This is a genomic window from Vibrio sp. YT-19(2023) (genome assembly GCF_033337395.1).
The window spans coordinates 32,452-49,147 of the sequence record NZ_JAWOQN010000033.1 but is presented as its reverse complement, the minus strand read 5'-3'; the positions used below and the strand labels follow the sequence as shown (position 1 = coordinate 49,147).

Genomic DNA, 16,696 nt, shown 5'->3' with positions numbered 1-16,696 from the left:
AAAGTTAGATTATCGGCATGTAAGCCTTATCGCTACATGGTTTTCTAACTTTCTAATCTAACTTTTAGTTACATGTACTTTTTTTATGAAACAAAAGGAAAGCCACGACTAAAAGAGCTTCACGCGGATCAAGCGCGAATCATGCAAGATCACAGAGCGACGATGTCCGCAAACGGAGTTCAAGCTGCAGCACAAAGAGGAACCGCACCGCAATTAAGCACTCTACAGAACATTGCTAAGGCAGTACAAACCGCGAAAGCCGGCTGCTGTACTACATTTGCCTTTGCTGCCGCCGCTGAGATGATTCAAGGCATGTCAGGAACACCTGAAAGTGAACCCAAAGTAGAAGTGGTTGCGTTTAAAAAGGGTCATTCAGGTACACACCTTTATGTATTGGTTGGTCGACAAGAGGGGAGCGACATAAAAGATCCATCAACGTGGAGTAAGGATGTGAAAATTGTTGACCCGTGGGCGACATCTGCATTCGGTGCACCAATGTTTGGAGATGCACAACGACCACCTGTTTCGAATATGTTCCCGCCAACAGAAGTCATTTTTGATAGCCATAAACTGGGTTAGTCAATCTGCAAAAGAAGTGAGCAAATACACCATGCTAAGCATCTAACCTTTATTGAAAGAGCAGCTCTGAGCTGCTCTTTTTTATTACTCTGGCAACTCGATTTTAGAGCGAGATTTCTGCGGAAAACCTCACAATGAAGGCGAAAAAGTGACAAAAATAAAGCCATTACCGACATCGTTCAATCTGCAATCGTTGTTCAATAGAGTTATTGAAACAAAAGGAAAAAGTTATGAACACGATTCAACAACTGCTCTTGGAGTTTTGCCAACTCAATGAGTTGCCCGAACTGAATTTTGAAGAAAATGAACGTTGTCAGCTACTGGTCGATGATCGCTACATGTTGTATTTCATCGCGACAGATACGGATGATTTGATGTTGTCTGTAACGTTCGGAGGGTTAGAAAAATCCGGTGAACAACGACTAAAAGGTTTAGAGCTTCTTGCTCATGCTAACTATCAAGGAATTGGTAGTGGCAACCTCGCACTTGCTTTAGCTCCAAATGGTCGACAGCTTGTCTTAGCAGGACGTAAACCCGTTGAGCATCTAAATACGACGAACCTTACCGCTTGGTTTCACGAAGTTATTGAACAGACCGAGCTGTGGCAAGCGCGTTTCGCAATGTTGGATCAAGCGATTCCAACCACCTCTAATCATGAACAAGCTCATGTTCAATCACTTCGTGTGTAGGAGAGAAAAATGGTTAATACAACACAAAAAATCAGCCAAAGCCCAGTACCTGATCTAGAACAGTTTCGTGCAGTTGCTGCGCAAAAAGATGACCGAGTGATCAGTAAAAGAGGTGAAGTAAAAGAACCTTCCACATTCCACAAAGGTCATAAGTTTGTTTCTATTCACGAAGGCGTATTGAGAAGCAAATACACTAAGTTTTTCCAAGAAAACATCAAAACTCACCTTGATTTAAAGCAGGCGCTACTTAAGCAAGAAAAACCTGAGGTTGCGCTGTTGGCTTACTCCCTAGTGAGTCCTTCAGGCTATCGCGGTGAGCCACTTACTGAGCGTAAAATCTTAGAAGTTGTCAGCCTATTGGATGAAATAAAAGTGAGCAGCGATACGTACCAGCAGCTTAAAAATACGTTTGATTCGATCAGCAAAGATCCGCGTATGCAGGTGAGTTTAGAAGCCCAGTATCCAGGAAAAATGGATGGCTTCGCTGCTGAACTGCTACAGATGGGCAAAGAAAAGCTAAAAGGTTCTGGTGTTAACGCCGTTATTAACTTGGCATTACCTGGCGTTGGCTTATTGATTTCTACAGGTCGAGAGTTGCACAAAGCGGCCGTAAATGGTGATGCTGAGGCTTACCATCATCAGTTAGAACAAATTTCACAGCTGCCAGGGCGAGATCAACGTCTTTCTATGCCGATGCAGCAAACCTTGGCTCAAGGTCATGCGATACTGTCGGCTGAAGGTGGCATTGGAGCTACGTTAGGTATGGCGACGGGGAGCCTGGGCACGTTCGGTGTTAGCTCTGTAGCAACGGTGGGCGTCACACCGATAGCAAAAGAGGCAATCGGTTCTGCGGCAACGACTGCTATCATGAGCGGCGGTGGTTTTGTGGCGAACCAAGCTGGGGCATACGGGTTAAATACGGAAGTAAAAGAGCAACTTATGCAAGGTGAAATGTCTGGTGTTTTACCTAGACTTGAAGTTTCCAATGCAAAAGGAGACTTTACCTTCAGTATGCAAGATCCGGCTTCTGTCCGCGCATTAATGGCGTACCTTGGTCCTAAGGAGAATACTGCAATGACTTCTCCTCAAGCGCCTAAAGAGGCACAAGAGATGGAAGCCGCGCGATTAACACTGAAAAAGATGTTGGGTTCAGAGCCAAGTGAGCACTTGGTTCCTGACGTAGACTCTATCTTGAAGCTAAGCCCAGAGGATGCACCAAGTAAAACCGAGTCTATTGCTAACGGGGCGTTTAAAAAACTGTTAGGAGAAGATTGGGATTGGCTCATGCCAGCTGTTCGAGCGATTGATAAAGGGGAAGCAAGTAAAATCAACGAAAAGCTCACCTACAAGCTCCCCCTAGATGCAGCAAACGGACGAGTTTATCTTGATAAATGCCCAAACCTGAGTGACGTCCAGTTAGATGCGCTAGAAAAATTAGGCTCACCAAGTCAATTGCGATTGATGTACTTGGCAGAAGGCTGGGTGTAATTTCAAATGGTAAAGTAGGGAGTAGGTGCTGCTCCTTACTTTATCTACCGTCAGCGTTCCTTTTTGGGGCTGGCTAATATCGGTTGAATTTAACTTTTCGACTGAAGAAACAAACACACAAGTGTCAACGTTATACCAACCCAACCAATGAAAGAAATTTCTTCCCCAACAATCGCAACTGCTAGTGCTGCTGCGATAACAGGTTCAAATAGCGTGAGTATGCTAGCTCCACTGGCTGTAACAAATCGTAACCCAAACCCAAAAGCGACGTAACCTAACCCCATTGGAATCAAGGCCATGTAGAGCATGACCGTCGTATTAGTTGACGATGCAAATAGATTATCACCCGTGATGAAAAGTGTTGGTAGAAGCAAAACTCCACCAATACCAAAAACACTTCCCATGGCCGTTTGCGATTCAATGCCGTGGTCAATCATAGCCTTTACTCCCCATGAGTAAATGGCGTACGTCAAACCTGCCAATAGGCCAAGTAATACACCCCAATGCTTCATATCATGATCAAATAAGCTATTTGCGGATGACTCAGAAGCCAGCAACAAGGTAATGCCAATGACCCCGATTGCGAAACTCATCATCCAGCGCTTGGTTATGGTCTGATTTCGGCTAAAGAGACACTCTAACAAAGCAGAAAAGAAAGGAGCAGTGGAGATAGAAATAACCGTACCAATAGCCACACCAGCGAATCGCATTGATGAATAAAAAGCCAGTGGGTAGGTGGCTAAGGCGATAATACTAATCAGTAACGTTTTCTTCTTATGTACGACTTTTCGAAAATCTCTCTTCAGTGACTTCGCAGATAGACATGCTTGCATAAACCCACCAATACCCATAGAAAATGCGCCAATGGCGAGAGCACTGACATCCGGTGCCAAGCTGGCAGCGGTGCCCGTCGTTCCCCACAGGGTTGAAGCAAAAAGTATGGATAAAGTTCCTAATTGATAGTCGGTGAAATGTTTTTTTAACACTGTAATTTCTACCTAGTGAATGGCTGTTTTAGGGTAGAAAGAATAAAAGAAAGCGATAGAGATTTTTGTGCTGAAAAGACGGAATACTTGTTCCAGAAGACTATTTTAGTGACTATCGGGAAAACTCTCTAGGAGACATACCAAAATGCATTGAAAACCGTCGACTAAACGCGGAAAGGTCACTATAACCAACTCGTTCAGCTATCAACTGAACTGGAAGGTCTGTATGAGTCAGTAGTGCTTTGGCTTTTTCCATACGTTGTAGTGTAATGTACTTATGGACGCTCACTTTTAGCTGCTCTTTAAAAAGCTTTTTAAACTGCGTCGGACTCAAGCAAGCGGCATTCGCTAATGAGGCAATGGTGAGTGGCTGATCAAGCTGCTCCGCGATCACAACCTGTACATCTCGAATACGCAAATCCACGGAGCGAGACCGCTTTTGCTGCTCCAGCAACAGATAGAAGGTTGCAACCATTGAGTTTTCAATTTCATCATTAACCTGATACTCAAGTTGCTTTTCGACAAACTGGATAAAGCTCAGTAGAGGCGGGCTAATCGAAAACACAGCCACACTATTATCCATCAAATGAGTGGGCAAAGTGGTCATATCCGCAACAATAAAGCGTGATGACTCTTCGGCATTAAACCCGTGATCACAACTTTTGGGGATGACTATGCAGTCGCCAACCGCCACCTTTCCGACATAGCTATCCATATCAATATGTATGTTGCCCTGGAGAGGAAGCACCAGTTGATGATAATCACTATGAGTATGTCGGCTCATACGTTTCGTGTAGGAGCGAATGCTTAAGCTAGATTTCATAAAAACAACATACAGTTAAAGGATACCGCATTATAGCGTTGAAAGTATCGAGGTTGAAAGCTGGGCAGTTGTAAGCCCAGATCTTGAATGGGGTGTGGTTTGTTAGTCCGCCTCGGACTCTAACGAAGCCAACCAACGAAGCACTTCCGCAGTTGCCTCAATAAGATCGCTTGGGATGTACTGGTCGACGTTACCGTCGGCGTATAGTGCACGAGCAAGAGGGACTTTTTGCATCACAGGCACGCCTTCCTCTTTAGCGATTGCGACCATACGTTTGGCTACCGCATCGGTTTCCATCAAAGTGATGACGGGCAGGGGCGTTTCGCCTTTCTTGTAATAAAGGCCAACCGCGATATGTGTTGGGTTTGTAACTAATACATTAGAACGTTTAACGTTTTCACGTTGATTAGAGGCTTGTAGCTCTTGGTGTAACTGACGACGTTTGCTTTTTATTTCTGGACTGCCTTCCATCTCTTTGTATTCGCGCTTCACTTCGTCCTTGCTCATTTTGAGCTTTTTCGTGTGATCAAACTTCTGGTACGCAAAATCTGCGGCAGCGATGACGATGAAGCCTACCGAAGAGATAATCATTAATTGTTTAATCATGACGCCAGTAATGGTCGGGACACATTCTAGCCCACAAGTTGGAATTTGCATTAAAGCGTTGATGTTACCGCGTAATGTCACCCAGATAATGCAGGAAAGAAGAGAGACTTTAAGGATCGACTTGATAAACTCAATCACACTCTTGAGGGAAAAAATGCGTTTGGCACCTTCGACGGGATTGATCTTTTTGATGTCGGGTTTAACGGATTCACCACTAAATAGGAACCCGAACTGCCCCATATTGGAAAAGATGGCGACGAGTGCAGCAACCAGAATAATCGGAGCGAGTAGATAGGCAATTTCTTTTGCGATGGCGATAGCGACATCGACTAGCGCATCTTGGAAACCCTGATAAGCAAGCTTACTTGGTAGGAGAATAAGCGCTGAGATGTGCGACATGTAATAATCGGCGAACGCAAACAGTACAATTATGAGCGCCAAAATTAATGCAGACGATACGATTTCTTGGCTTTTGGCAACCTGACCTTTCTGTCGAGCATCGCGTAACTTTTTTGCGGTGGGTTGCTCAGTTTTTTCTGCACTCATAAAGAATCCTAAGCGTTATTGCCAAATGGTATTGAGTTGTTCTGCGAATCGGGTAATACCGTAAAACTGTACTTCAAAGTGATCCATCATTATTCCGAGATACATGATCAGTAAAACACTCGCGATGGCACTTTTTATTGGCATGGCAAGGAAAAAAACATTCAATTGCGGTGCAAAACGACTGATAAGCGCCAGACCAAACTCAGCAAGAAACATTGCCAACACTAGTGGAGCGGACATCAACACACCAAGCCACATAAGCTGTTCAAATTGCGCGTAGAAGAAGCTCACCCATGCGTCGCTAACGGTTGGGAAAAAGTCCACGATCGGCCAAGATGTATAGCTTTTGAATAACGCATAGATAAAAGTGACAAAGCCCCCGCCAGAGAAGAACAGGGTAATCAACGTTTGGGTCAGTAATACCGCTGTTGGTGTGGATTGTGAGCCTAGCGTTGGGTTAAACATACTTGCCATGGCAGCCCCACGTTGGTTGTCGACCAGAAAACCGGCCGCTTCTATCGCCCAAAAAGGGATAGCAGCAACAAACCCTATCAATAGCCCAATTAATATCTCCTTACCCAAAATCATTATCAGCCAAATGCCGTCGGTTTCTGCGGGCAAGCTTTGCTGATTAATCATCGGAAATATAAACAGTGCGAGTGAGCAAAGCACACCATTTCTCACCATGGTGCCGCCTAACATTTGCTTGCTCAAAATAGGCAAAAAGATGAAGCATGCCATTAACCGAGGTAACGTCAGGCTGTACAAAAATAAAGCCTGGTGTAAGTCGTGATAACTCATCGTATTTGAGGAATTTTATCCATAGCAAGCGAGGCGAAGGCGTGGAGCTCTGCCCCTAGCCATTGCGTTGTGACGAACAGCGTAATAATGACCGCGATAAGCTTGACCACAAAGCCTAACGTTTGTTCTTGGACCTGAGTTAACGCCTGAATAAGCGACACCAATGTACCAACCAATGCTGCGACTAAAATCGGCGGTAATGACAAGTACAACACTAGGGTTAATGCTTGAGTCGTGAAATGAATGATTTCAGCAGAATGCATACTTTCTCCGTGATTAACCGTAACTCAACACTAAGCCGTGGGTGAGCTTTGTCCAGCCGTCAAGCAAGACAAAAAGCAACAATTTGAAGGGGAGGGAAATCGTCATTGGCGATACCATCATCATCCCCATCGCGAGTAGGATATTCGACACAATTAGGTCAATAGCTATGAACGGTAAGTACAACAGAAAGCCAATTTCAAAAGCGCGAGTAAGCTCGCTGACGGTAAATGCGGGCAGTAAGAGCAATAAGCTGTCCGACTCTAAACGGTCTACGTACTTCTGTGGCCACAATGTGCGTGCAGCATCAGTGAAGAATATGGCTTCGGTTTCCCGAATATGCTTTTTCAAAAATTCTCGATAAGGCTGTAAACCGCTTTCAATGAGGCCTTCTACACTTGCAGAATCTTCAAGGGAGATATCATGCTGCTTTACGTAGTCGTAGGTTTCAAACCCGACGGGAGCCATGATGAAAATTGACAGAATGATAGCCAATCCGTAAAGCGCCATATTCGGCGGAATTTGCTGTACACCGAGAGCGTTACGCAGCAGTGAGAATACAACGGCGAGTTTCACAAACGACGTCGCCATCATGGCGATAAATGGGATCAGTGCCAGCAGTGCTAAGCTGACAATGAGATTGAGCTCGTCGGGTAACTGGATCATGCTGGCTCCTGCGTGCCACCGAACAGCTCCAGTACGCGCACACCTAAATGTTCGTTAACATTAACCAGTTCACACTCACCAATGATTTTGCCGTTGGCACGCAATGTTACCGGCTTAGATACAGGCTGGTTTAGCTCGAATACGTACCCTGGCTGAAGCTGGTTAAGCTGCTCTAGCGTGATGGTTTGATGGCCGATATCAAACGTGAGTTCCACAGGCAGTTGCTGGTGGTCGGTTAACATTTCTGAAGTGTTTACGTCATTCATATTGGTTTCTTTTTCAATAATGTGAAGAGTTTGGTCATCTAGCTGGCAGCGCCAGAGATTCTGGTTAGATACTTGAAAAATGGCTTGTTGCTTGGCGATGTAACCATCGTCAAAAAAGATGACATCTCCCAGCTCGAGCGAATTAAATTCGCTTAACGTCAAATGGGTCCTTCCAAGACTTAACCACACAGGTAAAGCGAGGTGTCGAGCTTGTAGAGCAGCGCTGTTTGGTAGCGCATCCAATAACACGTCTGATCCTTCGCTAACCCACAAACAAAGAGAGCCGTTAGGCTTATTGAGGGTTAACATTAAAGTATGCTCTTGGGCCTGGCTCGCCTCTAACGGCTGTAGTTGACTAAGAATGGGTAACTGACCAAATAGCGCTTTGATTGCCTCACTATGCGGTTCTATCTGTGAGCTCAAAAGTGCTAACTGGAGGGAGTTAGGCAGGGACTCAAACGCAGTAGCATTTAAGGTCGATTTCAGCCAATGTTGGAGCTGCGCACGAGAAAAGTCTACTTGTAGGGTTTGCCCTCCAATCAACGTGGTTAAACGGAACCCTTCAAATGAAGGGATTTGAGCAACAGTAATCGATACGCTCTGACCATCAGTCCCTTGGAAGTGGCACTGTTTTGCACAAAGTTGATTGCTGAGCGCGATACTTTCTGCATCCACTTTGGGTATTATTAACGGTGTCATAGGTCATTCTCCGCTTGCCATTCTTCATACACGCTGCGTTGTTGGCGTGAGTGTTGTTGTTCATGTTGTTGTTGATCGAGCTGTTGAGTTTGTTCGCTGATCGCTAAGCGAAGTGGCTGCTCACCACCGAATCGGTTTAGCCGTTCAGCAAGATCTTGTCTAGCTTGCTGGCTAATAATGGAAAGGGCATGCTCTTGTCGAATCGTCACGCTATACCCTTGAGCGTCCAACTTGATGTGGATTTCGCCACCTTTTAATTGTCCTTCACTTAGAAACAGCCGAACCTCTTTGTTGTCCGATGCGGTTGGCAGAGCAACATAGATTTTATCCACCAATTGCTGGAGTAATTGGTTTACGTCTCGCGTTGGGCTCGGTTGAGCCTGCGAAGCAACACTTTTTAGGATGACATCGCCTTGTGTTACCGCACTTGCAAAGGGCTGAGAAGGTACTTTTTCTTCATCCGTTTTAACGGTGACTAGTGCGCTTTTCGTCTCGATTTTTTCAAGAGGCTTGGTTTCAGGCAGGCCATCAGTTTGGTCTAATCGTTTGCCTGTATTCTGTAGCGAATGAGTTGCGCGTTTATTGTGCGCTGTTTCAGTTTGCTTTTCTGTTAAGCCAACAATGTTAATCCCATCTTGAGCGAGCTCTGTCGCTGTCGCACTTTGGGGGAGCAAGCCAGATTCAAGCGTAGAGAGACAATCCGGTGAGATACGTTTATCCATCGGCGTCGGTTTGTCATCTTTCAAATGAGCTTGAAAGTGAGGATCAACAAGCTCGGTAGAAGGGGAGCTTAGAACTGTGTCGCCATCGCTTTTTCCGTCATTTTTAAGCAGTTTATTGTTTTCGCTAATTATTTCTTCGCTATTTGCTGCGTCGTCTTGCGATTTCTCTACGTCTCTCTTAGTAACGACGTCACTTTTGCCTTTTAAAGTGGAGATGTTTTTGTCAGCGTTGGCTTCTTGGTTCGATAGGTTATGTTTCTTATCTAGACTTTGAGATGTCTTATGCCTTAGCGGTATGTCTTCTTCGCCAGTATGATTTTTTTGGGGATTCCCAACGATAGACTCCTTTCCCTTGCTAGGCTTCTTCGTCATTGCATGCTCGAATTGTGATTGAAGCTCGGCCTCCTTCTCGAGAGGCACTTGTTCCGGCGTTGATTTGTGCAGCGTATTCGATGTTTCAGTTGTTGGGGTAATGCGCATAGTGAACCTTTAGATAATGTCGACAGTGCGAAACTCTTCCTGTTCGAGTTCTTCTTTGTATTGCCTTTCTCGCGATTTTTCCGCGACTTCTTGTTGCTGCAACTGAACGAATTTTTCTTTGGTTTTATGGGCTTGTCGCGCCTCTTTTTGCTTTTCTTTAAGTGCCGAGCGTTCGATTTCAAGCGCTTTTTTTGACTCGGCCACACGTTGTTTAAGTTCGGCTTCTCTCTCTCTTAACAACGCGATTTCTTGTCTTAATGTTTCTAGCTCTTTGAGAACGAGTGTTTGTTGTTTTGCTTTAGCAAAACGTCGCTCTTCTTCTTCCTGGCGCCAAACGTGATAGTCCGCGACAGAACGTTCGGCCTTTTGAACCTGTGCTGCGGCGTTTGACACTCGGTATTCTTGACGCTTGACGGCTTTATCCGCACGTTCAGCGCGAATTTTTTTGATTTCTAATAAGCGTTCTATCATTGTTTCGCCATCCCTTTAAGTTGAGCGATAGCGCCATCAAGATCGCTTGGTTCATGAGTGCCTTGGCGTAAAAAGGCGCGTATATCATCACTTTGTGCAATGGCCAAATCCGCTCGACTATCTGCGCCATGTTGGTATTCGCCAATTTTGATTAGCAGCTCAACTTCTTCATACTTAGCTAACATTTCGCGAATATGAGCAGCAGACGCCTGATGATCGGGTTCAACGATTTGATTCATCACTCGGCTTGCTGACCGAAGTACATCAATGGCGGGGTAATGGTTCATTGCCGCAAGTTTGCGCGAGAGAATGATGTGCCCGTCTAGAATTGAGCGAGTTTCATCCGCGACAGGCTCCGTCATGTCGTCACCTTCCACCAACACGGTGTACAGTGCTGTAATTGATCCTTTGTCTGATTGTCCAGCTCGTTCCATCAGCTTTGGCAAAGCGGCAAAAACAGAAGGCGGATAGCCACGTCGTGTTGGTGGCTCGCCTGCGGCTAGTCCAATCTCCCTCTGTGCGCGGGCGAAACGCGTTACAGAATCCATCAGCAGTAGCACGCGTTTACCTTGATCACGAAAATATTCTGCGATAGAAGTGGCAACAAAAGCGGCTTTGGCACGCTCCATTGCTGGGCGATCAGAGGTAGCGACCACTAAAACCGATTTGGCCATTCCTTCTTCGCCTAGGTCATGCTCAATAAACTCGCGCACTTCGCGTCCGCGTTCACCAATTAAGGCGAGAACGGTCACGTCAACTTCTGCGGAGCGAATCAGTTTTGCCAGTAGGGTACTTTTACCCCCGCCAGCCGCTGCAAAAATACCCATGCGCTGACCTTCACCACAGGTCAGTAGCCCATCAATGGATCGAACGCCAAGAGAGATTGGCTTTTCAATTAGTTTACGTTGCATTGGTGGTGGCGCATCGCGATAAACAGGATACCAAGCACTTGGTTCCTGACTTTGCGTACCATCGAAAGGACGTCCAAGCCCGTCAAGCGTTGTACCTAACAGGTGGTCGCCAACACCCACTTCGTGCATTTTGCCCATTGGGCTTACTTCTGTATTTGAGGAAATCCCAAACATATTTCCTAACGGGGTGAGCAAAGCGTGATGCTGCTGGAAGCCAACCACTTCCGCTAACAAAGACAGAGTTTGATCGGGATTGCGCAACTCACACAGTTCACCTACACGAACGCCAGGGACGACAGCTTTGATAATGGTGCCGGTGACTTGTGTAACGCGCCCGCGAATTTGGATCAAACGCGTGTGTTTAATCGCAGATTGTTGGATATCAGTGATGTATGAGAAATCGTTCAAGGTAAAAATATGCGCAATGATTGATGTTGAGAGGATAGAAAGTATAAGAATCAATTTATAGTGAATATCAGTCGGGAGTTTTTAGAAAACTGAAAGCGCACTAAAAAAACACGTCTGATTTTGACAGCTTCAACAAAGCGCACTTTCTATAATTCGCCTGTATTGTGCGGAAGGAGTGCAAGTGAATGAGTATTATCAACAATCATATCGCAACAAATCCAAAGTTTGATGCGTCTATCCAAAACGGGTTGGAATCGTCTCGCCCCGACGTTTCACAAAAAGGCAATTATCGCGGTGAAACCGTCCGTGTTCACAATGCTACACAATCACTTTTTGATGCGATGGAAGAACTCACTTCACTCGGTTCCGAAAAAGCAGAGAAAGATCTGACTAAGCGCAAAGTGAAAGACAGTGGTGTTCGAGTTAATGAAGCACATGAACTCGTTTCGGACTATTTAAGAAAAGTCCCTGATCTTGAAAAGAATCAAAAGATCAAAGATTTGGCTACAAAAATGGCGGGAGGAAATATCTCGACCATCGCGCAATTACAAGCCTACTTGAATGGGTTTTCCGAGGAGAAAAGCCATCAATACCTCGCGCTAAAAGCCGTTAAAAAGTTTTTGAGTGCGAGTCCAGAAAGTAAACACCTACTAGCGCTGATTGACCAAGCACTTCTAAGAATCGAGCAAAACCCAGATACATGGTCTCAAATTGATACGGAAATCCGTGTCTCAAATTTTGCTGATGAATATAGCCAAGAGCAAGAGTTTAGCTCTTTGCATCAGCTGCGCGGCTTCTACCGCGATACCGTTCATAGTTATCAAGGGCTCGGCGCTGCTTATCAAGATGTGGTGGCGCGCTTTGGTGAGCAGGAGGTATCGACCGCTGTTGACTTTATGCTGCAAGGCATGAGTGCAGATCTTAGTGTTCAAGGTAGCAGTATCGATTCGGTTAAGTTGCAGTGGTTGATGTCCGATATGCAAAAACTCAAAACTCTAAATACGTTGCAAGATCGTGTGAGTCAGCTGTTCCAAATGTTTAAACCGGAAAGGACGAATTATGGCTTATCAAGTTTCTAATTTGATGGCTGATGTGATTGCGTTGGTAGAGCAGCGATGGGTAAGCAGTGATGAGATATGGAAAGTCGCCAACGCAATGGAATTGACGGCGGTAGAACAAAAAATCGATTTTTTTCGAGAGTTCCATAAGTTAGTTCGCGCAATCCCAATTGACGTATTCGCCGATGAAGAACAACGACAGAATTTAATCCAAGCGGTACAAAAGGCGCTAGACGAAGCCATTGATATAGAAGAAGAGGAAGCGTGGGAAGATGAGTTGGATTGATGCATCCGTCGATGAATTTTGCCGAGGAATGGGGCTCGATGCCGTCGATTTCTCATCAGCTGGACGGGTGCAGCTGGATTTTGAGCAAAGTGGTACGCTGCATATTGAGCGACAGGGTGAGCAGTTATTCTTGATGTTGTCTCGAGCGTTATCTTGGCATCAAACCAGTGACATTATTCAAAGTGCACTGTGTTTGTGTCATGCCGATCAAGGCTGGCCTTTCGAAATTAAAACCGGCTTGTTAGATGAACAAACTCTGGTTTTTTCAGCAAGGCTAAAAGGAGAAGAAGTAACACTTCCGACCTTAGAGCAAGCGTTTACGCTTTTGGCTCGTCTACATAACGATGTGGCAGGCTCATGACTCGAGTCAGCACTTTAAACGTAGGCATCGAAGCCTTTACGCATGTTACTCATAGTGAAGTTAAGGCCGATTTCCCAGAGCGATTTCAATTGCTTCCTGATGGTCAGGCGGTCGCTACACATTTAGAGAAGCTCTATGACCTCCGGCCTTCAGACCAATATCTCATCGCGTTAACTAAGCCCAAGCTGCTGCACTCAGAGTTGTTGCGTCCAGAAAAATACCGTCAACAATTTGATGAAACGTTAGCTCAGCTGCAAGTTCTTGCACAGGATTCAGGCTCCGCTTCTTTTATCAAAGCATCTGAAACGCTACAAAGTACACAACTTGATCAGCGTTACCTCACTATGGCGCTCAATCTCCTTATCCAGGTCTAACCAACATGTTGAGATCCAAAGACATTGAACTCTTACTTGTTCACGCTGCGCTACAAGTTCAATACCAAAAGCCAGAGCATGCCATTTCTATTCTCGATGCGGTTCTAGAAATAGAACCGCAGCACAAAGAGGCGATGCAAACACTTGCTGTGGCGTGTTTACAAAGTGGTCGATATACCCGGGCGATTGAGGTGTGTGAGCACTTATTAAAATCCGACCTTCATCCTGACTCGGCAGGACTCTGGTTTTGTTTAAGCCAAGCGCGTTGGAAACAAAATGACGTCGATGGGGCACGCCAAGCGCACCGACGCTATCTGCAATCTTTAAATAGTGAATCACATGAATAAGTTGATCGATATTCTAAACAAAGTAGGGCAACGCAAAGACATCATGCTTGCGGTGATGTTACTCGCGATCGTCTTTATGATGATATTGCCACTTCCTACCGCACTGGTGGATGTACTGATTGGCACCAACATGAGCATTGCGGTGGTGCTGCTTATGTTAGCGATTTACATCACCACGCCACTTGAGTTCTCTGCATTTCCTGCGGTGCTATTGATCACGACATTGTTTCGTCTGTCTTTATCTATCACGACAACCCGCTTGATCTTGCTACAAGGCGATGCTGGTCAAATCGTTTATACATTCGGTAACTTCGTTGTGGGCGGTAACTTAGTGGTCGGTATTGTTGTGTTCCTGATCATTACCATTGTTCAGTTTATGGTGATCACCAAAGGCTCAGAGAGGGTAGCAGAAGTTAGTGCGCGCTTCTCACTCGATGCGATGCCTGGTAAGCAGATGAGTATTGACGGTGACATGCGTGCCGGAGTAATTGACGTACACGAAGCTAGGCACCGACGATCACTGATTGAAAAAGAAAGCCAAATGTATGGCTCGATGGATGGCGCGATGAAGTTCGTTAAAGGCGACTCCATTGCGGGTCTGGTCATCATTGTGGTCAACATCTTAGGTGGCGTCACGATCGGGGTAACGCAAAAAGGCATGAGTGCTTCTGAAGCACTTGAATTGTTTGCGATTTTGACCGTTGGTGATGGTTTGGTATCGCAGATCCCGGCACTCTTTATCGCGATTACCGCCGGTATTATCGTGACGCGTGTTTCTCATGAAGACTCTTCTGATCTTGGATCGGATATTGGTGGGCAGGTGATTGCTCAGCCACGAGCACTTCTTATTGGTGGTGTGCTTTTGGTGCTGTTCGCACTCATCCCTGGGTTTCCAAAAATCACTTTTCTGGTCTTGGCCGCCGTGGTTGGTGGTGGTGGTTTCTTCCTTTTCTATCAACAGAAAAAACAAGCGGAATCAGATAGCACCGACTTATCAAGCTTTGTTTCGCAAGGGGCCGGTTCGCCAGCAGCGAAGCCAAGCAAACCTACGCCTTCTAGAAACAGTAAAGGTAAGTTAGGTGAGCAAGAAGAGTTCGCCATGACGGTCCCGCTGTTGATTGATCTTGACGCGAGCCTTCAGGAAAGCTTGGAAGCGGTCGCATTAAATGAAGAGCTAGCAAGGGTGAGGCGCGCACTATATCTCGACCTCGGCGTGCCTTTCCCGGGTATCCACCTGCGTTTTAACGAGGGGATGCAAAATGGCGAATATTTAATTCAGTTACAAGAAGTTCCGGTTGCACGAGGACGAATTGTAAAAGACCAACTCTTGGTGACAGAAGGGAATGAGCAGATCGACTTATTAGGCGTGCCTTATGAGCAAGATGAAGATTTTCTACCCGGTATTTCTAGCATTTGGGTGGCACAGAGTTATGAGCAAAAACTCGTAGCCAGTCATGTCGGTTTTCTCACACCCGACAGGATTTTAACGTACCACTTGTCTCATGTTCTTAAGGAGTACGCACAAGACTTTATTGGTATTCAGGAGACGCGTTATCTGTTGGAGCAGATGGAAGGCAGTTATTCGGAGCTCGTTAAAGAGGCCCAGCGTATTGTTCCGTTGCAAAAAATGACGGAAATCTTGCAACGCTTGGTTTCTGAAGACATTTCTATCCGAAACCTTCGCGTGATCTTGGAAGCGATGGTTGAGTGGGGCCAAAAAGAGAAAGATGTTGTACAGCTGACGGAGTACATTCGTTCTAGCTTAAAACGTTACATTTGCTACAAATACGCGAGCGGACAAAACATGTTGCCCGCTTACTTATTGGATCAAAATCTCGAAGACACGATACGCAGCGGTATTCGTCAAACCTCAGCAGGGAGTTACTTGGCGTTAGATCCGTCAGTAACGCAACAATTTGTCAGTGATGTGAAACAGACCATTGGTGACTTAAGCCGCATGCCGAACAAACCTGTGCTAGTTGTGTCTATGGATGTACGCCGATATGTGCGAAAGCTTATTGAATCGGAATACTACGATCTGCCCGTTTTGTCATTTCAAGAACTAACCCAGCAAATCAATATTCAGCCACTTGGAAGGGTGGGGATGTAATGAAAACAAAACTAATACTCTCGCTGGCGCAAGCGGGGATCGAAGTGACGCCATACTTTTGGCAACAAAGTGAAATTCAACTTGGTTATCGAATTGAAGTTGAAGGCTTAGAGCTCGTTTTTCGGGTGGAGGACGGTGAAATCATCATCGTTCTTCTGAAACGCGTTCGTCCAAAATTGGGGTTGAGTAACCCCTTTGCCGGCTTATTTCTCTTGGCTGAACATGCCATTCAACTTTATCCCTCCGATTGGGTCATTCGCGGCAATGTCGATGTGTTACGTGGTAGCAACATGAGCAGCCAGCGATTGGCACAGTTCTATCTAAAAGCATGCGGTGCAAGCCATGATGAGCTAGACGACTGGTACTGTTTACGCCTAGCAGATTATAGACCTTTGAAAAAGTTGAAAAAGTAAAAACTCACGACTGTTACTGACAGCACCGATGAGATGACCCGCTTTAAGATAGGAATCAAGATGAAGCAACCGTTTACCGATGCGATTGAGAACGCTGAGCTTGCCATTAGAAAAGCTGAAGACAGAACCGATATTTTTAACGAGCTATTGGAAGGCTTAGGTGTTGGTCCTGTTGCGGGGGATGTTTTACTTGGCGGCATAAAAGCGCCAGTAGATACCATGAAACGTGCAGAGCAAGAGCTAATAGACGAAGTCCAGCGCCGCCGGCAACAACAAACTCAGCTACAAGGTACGTCAGGTAAACGCAGAAAGCGTCCCACAGTGATGCGCGGCATGATGATTTAG

The 16,696-nt window shown here is 45.7% G+C and carries 20 protein-coding genes and 1 pseudogene; 11 read left to right on the top strand and 10 right to left on the bottom strand.

Annotated features, from left to right (window positions below):
* Positions 1–81 precede the first annotated feature (81 nt).
* The 3 genes and pseudogenes from R7E78_RS19815 to R7E78_RS19805 all read left to right on the top strand — a co-directional run.
* Positions 82–579, top strand: a pseudogene (locus tag R7E78_RS19815) (hypothetical protein); the annotation flags it as partial.
* A gap of 230 nt (positions 580–809) precedes the next feature.
* Positions 810–1,268, top strand: coding sequence for a CesT family type III secretion system chaperone (locus tag R7E78_RS19810; protein WP_206958222.1), 459 nt, complete (start codon positions 810–812; stop codon positions 1,266–1,268).
* A 9-nt stretch (positions 1,269–1,277) separates the two neighbouring features.
* Positions 1,278–2,756, top strand: a complete 1,479-nt coding sequence (locus R7E78_RS19805; RefSeq protein ID WP_318058176.1) for a CesT family type III secretion system chaperone — start codon at positions 1,278–1,280, stop codon at positions 2,754–2,756.
* An 89-nt stretch (positions 2,757–2,845) separates the two neighbouring features.
* On the opposite strand, the gene R7E78_RS19800 is transcribed toward R7E78_RS19805, so the two are convergent.
* The 10 genes from R7E78_RS19800 to vscN all read right to left on the bottom strand — a co-directional run bounded on the left by R7E78_RS19800 (position 2,846) and on the right by vscN (position 11,402).
* Complete coding sequence (locus R7E78_RS19800) at positions 2,846–3,748, bottom strand: DMT family transporter (RefSeq protein ID WP_411913761.1); 903 nt, start codon at positions 3,746–3,748, stop codon at positions 2,846–2,848.
* A gap of 106 nt (positions 3,749–3,854) precedes the next feature.
* A complete protein-coding gene (locus R7E78_RS19795) occupies positions 3,855–4,565 on the bottom strand; it encodes an AraC family transcriptional regulator (RefSeq protein ID WP_318058175.1) in 711 nt (236 codons plus the stop codon).
* A 102-nt stretch (positions 4,566–4,667) separates the two neighbouring features.
* A complete protein-coding gene (gene vscU / locus R7E78_RS19790; protein ID WP_005387129.1) occupies positions 4,668–5,717 on the bottom strand; it encodes a SctU family type III secretion system export apparatus subunit VscU in 1,050 nt (349 codons plus the stop codon).
* 15 nt (positions 5,718–5,732) lie between these two features.
* Positions 5,733–6,518 (bottom strand): type III secretion system export apparatus subunit SctT, encoded by a 786-nt coding sequence (gene sctT, locus R7E78_RS19785; RefSeq protein WP_318058174.1) that lies wholly within the window; start codon positions 6,516–6,518, stop codon positions 5,733–5,735.
* Positions 6,515–6,781, bottom strand: a complete 267-nt coding sequence (vscS, locus tag R7E78_RS19780; RefSeq protein WP_005377227.1) for a SctS family type III secretion system export apparatus subunit VscS — start codon at positions 6,779–6,781, stop codon at positions 6,515–6,517. Before vscS ends, sctT begins: the two co-directional genes overlap by 4 nt.
* 13 nt (positions 6,782–6,794) lie before the next feature.
* The gene (gene vscR, locus R7E78_RS19775) at positions 6,795–7,445 is read right to left on the bottom strand and encodes a SctR family type III secretion system export apparatus subunit VscR (RefSeq protein ID WP_005377232.1); all 651 of its coding nucleotides are present in this window, start codon (positions 7,443–7,445) and stop codon (positions 6,795–6,797) included.
* Positions 7,442–8,410, bottom strand: coding sequence for a SctQ family type III secretion system cytoplasmic ring protein VscQ (gene vscQ, locus R7E78_RS19770; RefSeq protein ID WP_025768125.1), 969 nt, complete (start codon positions 8,408–8,410; stop codon positions 7,442–7,444). Before vscQ ends, vscR begins: the two co-directional genes overlap by 4 nt.
* Entirely contained in the window at positions 8,407–9,612 is a 1,206-nt protein-coding gene (locus R7E78_RS19765; protein ID WP_213908120.1) for a type III secretion system needle length determinant, read from the bottom strand. Before R7E78_RS19765 ends, vscQ begins: the two co-directional genes overlap by 4 nt.
* A gap of 9 nt (positions 9,613–9,621) precedes the next feature.
* Positions 9,622–10,083 (bottom strand): type III secretion protein, encoded by a 462-nt coding sequence (locus tag R7E78_RS19760; protein ID WP_025768127.1) that lies wholly within the window; start codon positions 10,081–10,083, stop codon positions 9,622–9,624.
* Entirely contained in the window at positions 10,080–11,402 is a 1,323-nt protein-coding gene (gene vscN / locus R7E78_RS19755; RefSeq protein WP_017821332.1) for a SctN family type III secretion system ATPase VscN, read from the bottom strand. The genes R7E78_RS19760 and vscN overlap by 4 nt, the downstream gene beginning before the upstream one ends.
* Before the next feature lie 185 nt (positions 11,403–11,587).
* Here vscN and sctW point away from each other — a divergent pair, with 185 nt between their 5' ends.
* Genes sctW through R7E78_RS19715 form a run of 8 tightly spaced genes read left to right on the top strand, consistent with a single transcriptional unit; the run spans position 11,588 to position 16,696 of the window.
* Positions 11,588–12,481, top strand: coding sequence for a type III secretion system gatekeeper subunit SctW (sctW, locus tag R7E78_RS19750; protein ID WP_017821331.1), 894 nt, complete (start codon positions 11,588–11,590; stop codon positions 12,479–12,481).
* Positions 12,462–12,746 carry a TyeA family type III secretion system gatekeeper subunit gene (locus tag R7E78_RS19745; protein ID WP_005377239.1) on the top strand — a complete coding sequence of 95 codons (285 nt, stop codon included), beginning with the start codon at positions 12,462–12,464 and terminating at the stop codon, positions 12,744–12,746. The genes sctW and R7E78_RS19745 overlap by 20 nt, the downstream gene beginning before the upstream one ends.
* Complete coding sequence (gene sycN, locus R7E78_RS19740; protein ID WP_005377240.1) at positions 12,733–13,107, top strand: type III secretion chaperone SycN; 375 nt, start codon at positions 12,733–12,735, stop codon at positions 13,105–13,107. The genes R7E78_RS19745 and sycN overlap by 14 nt, the downstream gene beginning before the upstream one ends.
* Positions 13,104–13,481 (top strand): type III secretion system protein VscX, encoded by a 378-nt coding sequence (gene vscX, locus R7E78_RS19735; protein WP_005377246.1) that lies wholly within the window; start codon positions 13,104–13,106, stop codon positions 13,479–13,481. The genes sycN and vscX overlap by 4 nt, the downstream gene beginning before the upstream one ends.
* A gap of 5 nt (positions 13,482–13,486) precedes the next feature.
* Positions 13,487–13,828, top strand: a complete 342-nt coding sequence (gene vscY, locus R7E78_RS19730) for a type III secretion system chaperone VscY (RefSeq protein WP_005377248.1) — start codon at positions 13,487–13,489, stop codon at positions 13,826–13,828.
* On the top strand, positions 13,812–15,938 hold the full coding sequence (gene vcrD / locus R7E78_RS19725; RefSeq protein ID WP_086013006.1) for a SctV family type III secretion system export apparatus subunit VcrD: 2,127 nt from the start codon (positions 13,812–13,814) through the stop codon (positions 15,936–15,938). The genes vscY and vcrD overlap by 17 nt, the downstream gene beginning before the upstream one ends.
* On the top strand, positions 15,938–16,351 hold the full coding sequence (locus tag R7E78_RS19720; RefSeq protein ID WP_053304394.1) for an LcrR family type III secretion system chaperone: 414 nt from the start codon (positions 15,938–15,940) through the stop codon (positions 16,349–16,351). The genes vcrD and R7E78_RS19720 overlap by 1 nt, the downstream gene beginning before the upstream one ends.
* A 60-nt stretch (positions 16,352–16,411) precedes the next feature.
* Positions 16,412–16,696: an LcrG family type III secretion system chaperone gene (locus R7E78_RS19715; protein ID WP_005377254.1), complete on the top strand. Its 285-nt coding sequence runs from the start codon at positions 16,412–16,414 to the stop codon at positions 16,694–16,696.

Excerpts from the sequence above, each read along its gene's own strand:
- R7E78_RS19810 (WP_206958222.1), top strand. The coding sequence starts at position 810 with ATGAACACGATTCAACAACTGCTCTTGGAGTTTTGCCAACTCAATGAG.
- R7E78_RS19805 (WP_318058176.1), top strand. The coding sequence starts at position 1,278 with ATGGTTAATACAACACAAAAAATCAGCCAAAGCCCAGTACCTGATCTA.
- R7E78_RS19795 (WP_318058175.1), bottom strand. The coding sequence starts at position 4,565 with ATGAAATCTAGCTTAAGCATTCGCTCCTACACGAAACGTATGAGCCGA.
- vscU (WP_005387129.1), bottom strand. The coding sequence starts at position 5,717 with ATGAGTGCAGAAAAAACTGAGCAACCCACCGCAAAAAAGTTACGCGAT.
- sctT (WP_318058174.1), bottom strand. The coding sequence starts at position 6,518 with ATGAGTTATCACGACTTACACCAGGCTTTATTTTTGTACAGCCTGACG.
- vscS (WP_005377227.1), bottom strand. The coding sequence starts at position 6,781 with ATGCATTCTGCTGAAATCATTCATTTCACGACTCAAGCATTAACCCTA.
- vscR (WP_005377232.1), bottom strand. The coding sequence starts at position 7,445 with ATGATCCAGTTACCCGACGAGCTCAATCTCATTGTCAGCTTAGCACTG.
- vscQ (WP_025768125.1), bottom strand. The coding sequence starts at position 8,410 with ATGACACCGTTAATAATACCCAAAGTGGATGCAGAAAGTATCGCGCTC.
- R7E78_RS19765 (WP_213908120.1), bottom strand. The coding sequence starts at position 9,612 with ATGCGCATTACCCCAACAACTGAAACATCGAATACGCTGCACAAATCA.
- R7E78_RS19760 (WP_025768127.1), bottom strand. The coding sequence starts at position 10,083 with ATGATAGAACGCTTATTAGAAATCAAAAAAATTCGCGCTGAACGTGCG.
- sctW (WP_017821331.1), top strand. The coding sequence starts at position 11,588 with ATGAGTATTATCAACAATCATATCGCAACAAATCCAAAGTTTGATGCG.
- R7E78_RS19745 (WP_005377239.1), top strand. The coding sequence starts at position 12,462 with ATGGCTTATCAAGTTTCTAATTTGATGGCTGATGTGATTGCGTTGGTA.
- sycN (WP_005377240.1), top strand. The coding sequence starts at position 12,733 with ATGAGTTGGATTGATGCATCCGTCGATGAATTTTGCCGAGGAATGGGG.
- vscX (WP_005377246.1), top strand. The coding sequence starts at position 13,104 with ATGACTCGAGTCAGCACTTTAAACGTAGGCATCGAAGCCTTTACGCAT.
- vscY (WP_005377248.1), top strand. The coding sequence starts at position 13,487 with ATGTTGAGATCCAAAGACATTGAACTCTTACTTGTTCACGCTGCGCTA.
- R7E78_RS19720 (WP_053304394.1), top strand. The coding sequence starts at position 15,938 with ATGAAAACAAAACTAATACTCTCGCTGGCGCAAGCGGGGATCGAAGTG.
- R7E78_RS19715 (WP_005377254.1), top strand. The coding sequence starts at position 16,412 with ATGAAGCAACCGTTTACCGATGCGATTGAGAACGCTGAGCTTGCCATT.